General features: G+C 45.1%; 2 protein-coding genes. Both read left to right on the forward strand.

The annotated features are described in order from the left end of the window. Window positions 1-2: 2 nt before the first annotated feature. Window positions 3-1,466: a cell division site-positioning protein MapZ family protein gene (locus D8793_RS11065; protein ID WP_125372304.1), complete on the forward strand. Its 1,464-nt coding sequence runs from the start codon at window positions 3-5 to the stop codon at window positions 1,464-1,466. Window positions 1,467-1,859: 393 nt separating this feature from the next. Further along, window positions 1,860-8,945, forward strand: a 7,086-nt coding sequence (locus D8793_RS11950; RefSeq protein WP_185761196.1) for a MiiA motif-containing surface protein, incomplete at its 3' end; no start/stop codon positions are given.

Raw genomic sequence — 8,945 nt, forward strand, 5'->3', positions numbered from 1 at the left:
CTGTGAGCAAAGAAGAAAAGATGCCAACAGAGCAAGAATCAAAAGAAACCGTTCTTGATTTAGAAGATGCGAAAGAGATGACGGTCGGTCAGGCTGCTCGGAAAAACGAGGAAGTCGAGGCTGGTGTGACTGAAGGAGACAATATCCTAGATAAGTACATCAAGCAACACCGAGATGAAATCGAGGCTGGAAAATTTGAAACCCAAAAGCTGAGAATCATGGAAGAGCTGGCACAACAAAAAGAAGCTTTGATACAAGAGACCATCAAACAGCTTAAGAGTCAGTCTCAGGCGAAGGAAAATACTGCCAATACGGCATCACCTTCGGCGCAGCCAGTGAAAGCAGAAACTGCAAATTCAGCAAACGTAGAGACTACAAAGGCTGCACAACCAGCGCTAACAGTTGCAGCTGAAGCACCAATCATCCCAGCAACAAAGCCGGTATCAAATCCAGTTCCGACAGTGTTTGAAGATGAGGACGAGCCTGAGACAAAACCTTTCTACAAGAAGAAAGGCTTCCTATACTCGGCCTTAGGTCTTGTAGCGCTTGCCGCTGGAACGACTTGGTATTTTCATCAAGGGTGGGGGAGCCACAAGTCGACAACTGGTTCCAGTTCGACAGTTTCTTCTAGCAAAAAGAAATCTACAAGCTCTAGCGAAGCTAAGAAAGAGGCTGCTAAAGAATTTGAAGACCTTTATGCTAGCTTCTTTACGGATAGTAGTCAGACAGCCATCAAAAATGACAAGTTTGGCGATTTGGATAAGCTGAAAACTAAGTTAGATGTCTTAACTGGCAGCTCAGAATATACGGCTGCTAAGAAGAAATATGATGACCTTGTCAAGCAAATTTCTGCTATCCAAAGTGTCAATTCACAATTCAACACAGGTGCCATCGTTGACGGTCTATTGAAGACAGATGCCCAAGTGAAAGAAAACGCTAATCTTCCAGATGTATCGACAGGTAATAGCAAGTTGGATGAGGTCTTGAAGGCGGCTATTGCTCAAGGACGCAGTCAGCAGCTACCAGCACCAGCGCCTAGTCCGACAGTGGAATCGTCAGCGCCTTCTACGGCACCGGCTGCACCATCAACGCCGCCAGCTGTGACTCCAGCGCCTAGTGATCCTAGTGGCATTAGAAATGCAGAAACTGGTATCGGACTGCCAAGTGCAGGAGTTAACCTCCAGCGCCACCTTAGCCGTGTGCCTTACAATCAAGCAGCGATTGATGATGTGAACAATCCTGCTTGGACTTTCAATCCAGGTGTCTTGGAAACAATCCTCAAGGTGTCTCGCGAGCGCGGCTACATCACAGGAGATCAGTTTATCCTTGAAAAAGTTAATATTGTCAAGGGGAATGGCTACTACAATCTCTATAAACCAGATGGTACTTATCTATTTAGTATGAACTGTAAGACAGGCTACTTTGTAGGAAATGGAGCTGGGTATGCAGAAGATTTGGATTATTAATCATCTTTTTCACTAATCCATTCAAAATATGATAAAGAAAAAGTTAGACGGATCTGAGCCCAGTATCTCGGGTCAGCCGTCTAGCTTTTTTTGTATAAATAGTTACTTATTGTCAATTCCTATATTAACCTATAGTTTAAATCTCTAGGTTAATATGGATATCTCAAAATAGCTTGATTTATCAAGCTTATTGTCAATAAATAAAGATTTCAATAGATTGAATTCTTGTCTTATTTTTGTTAAAATACTATCTGGAGCATTAGGACACCTAGAATAAAAATGTATAAAAGTGTGTATTTTTGCTTATAAACTATAGCATACAATGAGTCAGTTTCTTTGCTAATGGTCATGAGATTAACAAAAACTGGCATGTTGGAAAAGGAAAGGAAAAGGATGTTTCGAAGTAAGAAATATAACAAAGATTTCGAGATTATTGACGAAAAGAAGCGATATAAGCTCTATAAGTCTGGGAAAAATTGGGTAAAAGCTTCAAATTCTCAACTCGACCTCTTTCGTATTGGTGGAATGGGAGAAGTTGTCTCAAGCAGCTTGTCAGATACTGAAGAGCTTGATCACGACCATCTGGGCCTCAATACTCTTGCAGGTCTGGGAGGGATATTAGCCGCTGGGGCAGCGGGGCTAATGGTGACTCAGGAGCAGTCTGTCTATGCAGATGAAACATCTGAATATACTGATAAAGCAGTTATCTCAGCTGAAGTCAAGGACAATGAGGAAGCTGCAGAAGCAAGTACAAATTCGATCATTGCTCAAGCGCAAGCGGAAATGCAAAAAGCAAAAGCAGAACAAGCCTCTGAATCAGCTTCTATTTCGGTTGAACAATCAGTCAGCTCTTCTGTCTCTACAAGTGAGTCAGTGTCTCTTAGCATCTCGACTAGCCAGTCTGTCAGTCAATCGATCAGCCAATCAGTTTCGGCTAGTAGCTCAGTTTCTATCAGCCAGTCTGTATCTGCTAGCAATTCAGTCTTGACTAGCAAGTCAGTGACTACTGAGCCTGCTACAAAGGTATCAGAAAGCAAAGCGCCAGCTAAGCTAGAAAGTGCTAACACTACAACTTCTCTAGAGCAGGATAAAGTGCTAACTAGCGCGTCAGTAGCTGATGCTTCCGTCTCAGCTTCTAATTCTGTCTCACTGGATATCAGAGTCAATGTTGCTGATAGCTTTGTTTCATCTGGTGCAGGACAAAGTTTAGCTAGCGCTACTTTGAGCAATAGCCAAGCTCTAGCAACCAGCAACAACTTGGCCGCTGGTGTGCTAGCGGATAAGAACCAAGCTCAAGGCAAGGATGCGCTCAAACAAGCTGAGAAGAGTCAAACGGTAGATAAGACCGTGACCACTTCACCAAAAGAGTCTGTCACTGCTAAACAACAAGAAGAAAACCGTAGGAAGTTGACCAATCTTTCAGCTGAAATAGGTGACTATCTAGCAAAAGCAGTTGGTTTGCCAAATACGGATTCAGCTCTTGTTAAGGCCAATGCTGCAGTAACAGAAATTGAAAAAGCCCTGACTGATCCGACTAGTGATTTAACAACAGTAGTGCAAAAAGCTACTTTAGCACGTAATTCGATTATTAATGCTGTTTTTGCGGCTAATTCTGGTGTACGCGATGTACGAAATGGGACAGTGATTACTAGAGGGGCACACCTACGTGCGGCTTCTAATCCACCTACAATCTCTATGCCATCTACTATCACAATTTATAATGATGAAGCAATCAATAATTTTCAGATAAGACTGAATGATGATAAAGGGATGGCTAAAATCACGGCCTCCCCATCCAATGCTATTATTACAGGTTTAAAAGCACCGAACTATCCAACTAACAAGAAAGGGGAATTTGGAGATCTATATATCTATGATCAAAGGGGGAATAAAACAGGTGGTCAAAGGTCATACACCATTGACATAATAGGGTCAGTGGGTCGTGAAAACGGAACTTGGAAACCCTATAAGCCTGGTACCTATGTTCTGGAGTACACAGTAACAGATATTCATGGCCTGACTGCGACAGCACGTACGAATTTCCATATCAAAGGCTTCAACGAACGCCACAACCCAGTTAGTGGGGATACTGTTATTGTTAAGAATCCCTCTTCTTTGACTGTAAGTGAACGCAATCAAGTACTTGAAAAATTTAAAGAAAAAAACCAGTCGCTTTTATCTGGTAGTGATTTTACGAAAGATGGCGTAACCGGAACGATTTCGGTAGCTGAAAATGGGAATATTACCATTACCTACCGTGATAATACTACAGCTGTTATCCCAGCTAATATGGATGCTGTTCCAGTTCCAAGTGCGACGGTGACTCGTAACGGTCAAACTCTAACACCTGTAAACGGCAACTATGTTGTGTACGCAGGAGATGATATTCAAATTAATTTCACTGCTACAGATAATAGCGGGCAATTATCAGAATTTAAGATCGTTTCAAATGAAGATGCAAATGGTTCAGCCCTTAAAAATAATTTCTTTGAAGATAATAAATATGGGACGGGAACAGTAGATCATTTAACGGGGAATATCACAGCGACTACTGCTAGTCCAGCTCGCATTACAGTAAGAGCTCATTTGAATGATAATCTAGAGTACGATAAAAATGGTAGAAATAGTTGGCAACGTAATGCAGTAGCAACGGATAAGGCTGGGAATAAAAATAGTGCAGGAAATGCTTCGCCAGGTAATGTCCGTATTGTGCAAGGTAGACTGACAGATATTATGGAAGGGGTAGCACCGACCGAAACCTTCCAAGTAGAGAATGTTTCTGAATTAAAACTTCAAGAAAAAACTCGTATATTGGCGGCTGTTGAGAAACTAAACAATAAGCAGGAAAAACGTATTGATTCCTTTACTATTAGTAACAATGGAACAGTTACCATTATCTATAAAGATAAGACTACGGATACGATTACTATAAAACTTTCTGACAGTGATTATAAGAGTAGAAGTGCTTCAACTAGTCTAAGTCAAAGACAGTCAACCAGTGCCTCAGTAAGTGCTAGTACATCAGCGAGTGCGTCGGCTTCATTGAGCGCCAGCCGTTCAGTTTCTGCTAGCCAGAGCTTGTCTACTTCCTTGCGCAATAGCCAATCGGCATCGATGAGCGCCAGCCGCTCGGTTTCAGCGAGAAATAGTGTTTCGGCCTCAGTGAGCGGTAGTCAGTCTGTCTCAGTGAGTCAGAGCGCTGCTTCATTGAGCGCCAGCCGTTCGGTTTCAGCGAGCAATAGTGTTTCTGGCTCGGTTAGCGGTAGTCAATCCGTCTCATTGAGCAATAGTGCTTCAGCATCGTTGAGCTTGAGTCGGTCAGTTTCATTAAGTAAGAGCGCCTCCGCTTCGTTGAGTGGTAGTCAATCCGTCTCCCTAAGTAAGAGTGCTTCAACTTCGTTGAGTGGTAGCCAATCAGTTTCAACAAGTGTCAGTGCCTCCGCATCGTTGAGTGGTAGTCAATCTGTCTCATTAAGTAATAGTGCTTCAGCATCGTTGAGCTTGAGTCAGTCAGTTTCATTGAGTAAGAGTGCCTCAGCATCGTTGAGTGGTAGCCAATCCGTCTCATTAAGTAATAGTGCTTCAGCGTCATTGAGCTTGAGCCAGTCAGTTTCAACAAGTGCTTCAGCTTCGTTGAGTGGTAGTCAATCTGCCTCATTGAGCAATAGTGCTTCAGCATCAGTAAGCCTGAGCCAGTCAGTTTCAACAAGTGAGTCTGCTTCAGCGTCATTGAGCTTGAGTCAATCCGTTTCAACAAGTGAGTCTGCTTCAGCGTCATTGAGCTTGAGTCGATCAGTTTCAACAAGCGCAAGTGCCTCAGCGTCATTGAGCTTGAGTCAATCCGTTTCAACAAGTGAGTCTGCTTCAGCGTCATTGAGCTTGAGTCGATCCGTTTCAACAAGTGCAAGTGCCTCAGCTTCATTGAGCGCAAGCCAGTCAGTTTCAACAAGCGAGTCTGCTTCAGCTTCATTGAGCGCAAGCCAGTCTGTCTCAGTAAGTGCAAGTGCCTCAGCATCGTTGAGCTTGAGCCAGTCTGTCTCAGTAAGCACAAGTGCTTCAGCATCAGTAAGCCTGAGCCAGTCAGTTTCAACAAGCGAGTCTGCTTCAGCGTCATTGAGCTTGAGTCGATCAGTTTCATTGAGCAAGAGCGCCTCAGCTTCACTGAGTGGTAGTCAATCTGTCTCAACAAGCGCAAGTGCTTCAGCATCAGTAAGCTTGAGCCAATCCGTTTCAACAAGTGCAAGTGCCTCAGCCTCGTTGAGTGGTAGTCAATCCGTCTCATTGAGCAATAGTACTTCAGCATCGTTGAGCTTGAGCCAATCCGTTTCACTAAGTAAGAGTGCATCAACCTCATTGAGCCTGAGCCAATCCGTTTCAACAAGCCAGTCCGTTTCAACAAGTGAAAGTGCCTCAGCATCGTTGAGCTTGAGTCAGTCAGTTTCATTGAGTAAGAGTGCCTCAGCATCGTTGAGTGGTAGTCAATCTGTCTCATTAAGTAATAGTGCTTCAGCATCGTTGAGTGGTAGCCAATCCGTCTCATTAAGTAAGAGTGCCTCAGCATCGTTAAGTGGTAGCCAATCCGTCTCATTGAGCAAAAGTGCTTCAGCTTCACTGAGTGGTAGCCAATCTATCTCATTAAGTAATAGTGCTTCAGCGTCATTGAGCTTGAGTCAATCTGTCTCATTGAGCAAGAGCGCTTCAGCATCGTTGAGCTTGAGTCAGTCAGTTTCATTAAGTAAGAGCGCCTCCGCTTCGTTGAGTGGTAGTCAATCAGTCTCACTAAGTAAGAGTGCTTCAACTTCATTGAGTGGTAGCCAGTCTGTCTCAGTAAGTGCCAGTGCTTCAGCATCGTTGAGCTTGAGTCAGTCAGTTTCATTGAGTAAGAGTGCCTCAGCATCGTTGAGTGGTAGCCAATCCGTCTCATTAAGTAATAGTGCTTCAGCGTCAATGAGCTTGAGCCAGTCAGTCTCAGTAAGTGCCAGTGCTTCAGCATCAGTAAGCCTGAGCCAGTCTGTCTCAGCAAGCACAAGCACTTCAGCATCAGTAAGCTTGAGCCAATCCGTTTCAACAAGTGCAAGTACTTCAACGTCATTGAGCTTGAGCCAGTCTGTCTCAGCAAGTGCAAGTGCCTCCGCTTCATTGAGCGCAAGCCAGTCAGTTTCAACAAGCGAGTCTGCTTCAGCTTCATTGAGCGCAAGCCAGTCTGTCTCAGTAAGTGCAAGTGCCTCAGCATCGTTGAGCTTGAGCCAGTCTGTCTCAGTAAGCACAAGTGCTTCAGCATCAGTAAGCCTGAGCCAGTCAGTTTCAACAAGCGAGTCTGCTTCAGCGTCATTGAGCGCAAGCCAGTCAGTCTCAGCAAGCACAAGCACTTCAGCATCAGTAAGCCTGAGCCAGTCCGTTTCAGTAAGTGCCAGTGCTTCAGCTTCGTTGAGCTTGAGCCAATCAGTCTCAGCAAGTGCCAGTGCTTCAGCATCAGTAAGCCTGAGTCAGTCAGTTTCAACAAGTGAATCAGCTTCAACTTCATTGAGCACCAGTCAGTCTGTCTCAGTAAGCACAAGTGCCTCAGCATCGTTGAGCTTGAGTCAATCAGTTTCAACAAGCGAGTCTGCTTCAGCATCAGTAAGCCTGAGCCAGTCCGTTTCAGTAAGTGCCAGTGCTTCAGCTTCGTTGAGCTTGAGCCAATCAGTCTCAGCAAGTGCCAGTGCTTCAGCATCAGTAAGCCTGAGTCAGTCAGTTTCAACAAGTGAATCAGCTTCAACTTCATTGAGCACCAGTCAGTCTGTTTCAGTAAGCACAAGTGCCTCAGCTTCGTTGAGCTTGAGCCAGTCAGTTTCAACAAGCGAGTCTGCCTCAACTTCATTGGGCTTGAGCCAGTCAGTTTCAACAAGTGAATCTGCTTCAACCTCAATGAGCGCAAGCCAGTCTGTATCAGCAAGCGAGTCTGCTTCAGCGTCATTGAGCACAAGTCAGTCTGTCTCAGCAAGTGCCAGTGCTTCAGCATCAGTAAGCCTGAGCCAATCAGTTTCAGCAAGCGAATCAGCTTCAGCGTCATTGAGCACAAGTCAGTCTGTCTCAGCAAGTGCCAGTGCTTCAGCATCAGTAAGCTTGAGCCAGTCTGTCTCAGCAAGCACAAGCACTTCAGCATCATTGAGCTTGAGTCAATCCGTTTCAGCAAGTGAGTCTGCCTCAGCTTCGTTGAGTGGCAGCCAATCTGTCTCAACAAGCGCAAGTGCTTCAGCATCATTGAGCACCAGCCAGTCTGTTTCAGCAAGCGCAAGTGCTTCAGCATCAGTAAGCCTGAGCCAGTCAGTTTCAACAAGCACAAGCACTTCAGCATCAGTAAGCTTGAGTCAATCAGTTTCAACAAGCGAGTCTGCTTCAGCGTCATTGAGCACAAGTCAGTCTGTCTCAGTAAGCGCAAGTGCCTCAGCTTCGTTGAGCTTGAGTCAATCAGTTTCAACAAGTGCAAGTGCCTCAACCTCATTGATCTTGAGCCAGTCAGTTTCAACAAGCGAGTCTGCCTCAACTTCATTGAGCACCAGTCAGTCTGTATCAGTAAGCACAAGTGCCTCAGCATCGTTGAGCTTGAGTCAATCAGTTTCAACAAGCACGAGCGCTTCAGCGTCATTGAGCTTGAGCCAGTCTGTTTCGGCAAGTGAATCTGCTTCAACTTCATTGAGCACCAGCCAGTCTGTATCAGTAAGCACAAGTGCTTCAGCATCATTGAGCTTGAGTCAGTCAGTTTCAACAAGTGAGTCAGCTTCAGCGTCAATGAGCTTGAGCCAGTCAGTTTCAACAAGCGAGTCAGCTTCAGCGTCATTGAGTACCAGCCAGTCTGTCTCAGTAAGTGCTAGTGCTTCAGCATCAGTAAGTCTGAGCCAGTCTGTATCAGCAAGCACAAGCACTTCAGCATCAGTAAGCTTGAGCCGATCAGTTTCAACAAGTGCCTCTGCTTCAGCTTCGTTGAGTTTGAGTCAATCTGTCTCATTAAGCAATAGTGCTTCCGCATCATTGAGCTTGAGTCAGTCAGCCTCAACAAGTGAATCAGCTTCAGCGTCATTGAGCTTGAGCCAGTCTGTCTCAGTAAGCGCAAGTGCTTCAGCATCAGTAAGCCTGAGCCAGTCCGTTTCAACAAGTGAATCAGCTTCAACTTCATTGAGCACCAGCCAGTCTGTATCAACCAGTGCAAGTGCTTCAGCATCAGTAAGCCTGAGCCAGTCAGTCTCAGTAAGTGCAAGTGCTTCAGCATCAGTAAGCCTAAGCCAGTCAGTTTCAACCAGCGCAAGTGCCTCAGCATCGTTGAGCTTGAGTCAATCAGTTTCAACAAGCGAGTCTGCTTCAGCGTCATTGAGCACCAGCCAGTCTGTCTCAGTAAGTGCAAGTGCTTCAGCGTCAATGAGCGCAAGCCAGTCTGTATCAGCAAGCGTGTCTGCTTCAGCGTCATTGAGCACCAGCCAGTCTGTCTCAACAAGCGAGTCT

It is taken from the genome of Streptococcus cristatus, from assembly GCF_003943465.1.
GTDB lineage: Bacteria > Bacillota > Bacilli > Lactobacillales > Streptococcaceae > Streptococcus > Streptococcus cristatus_C.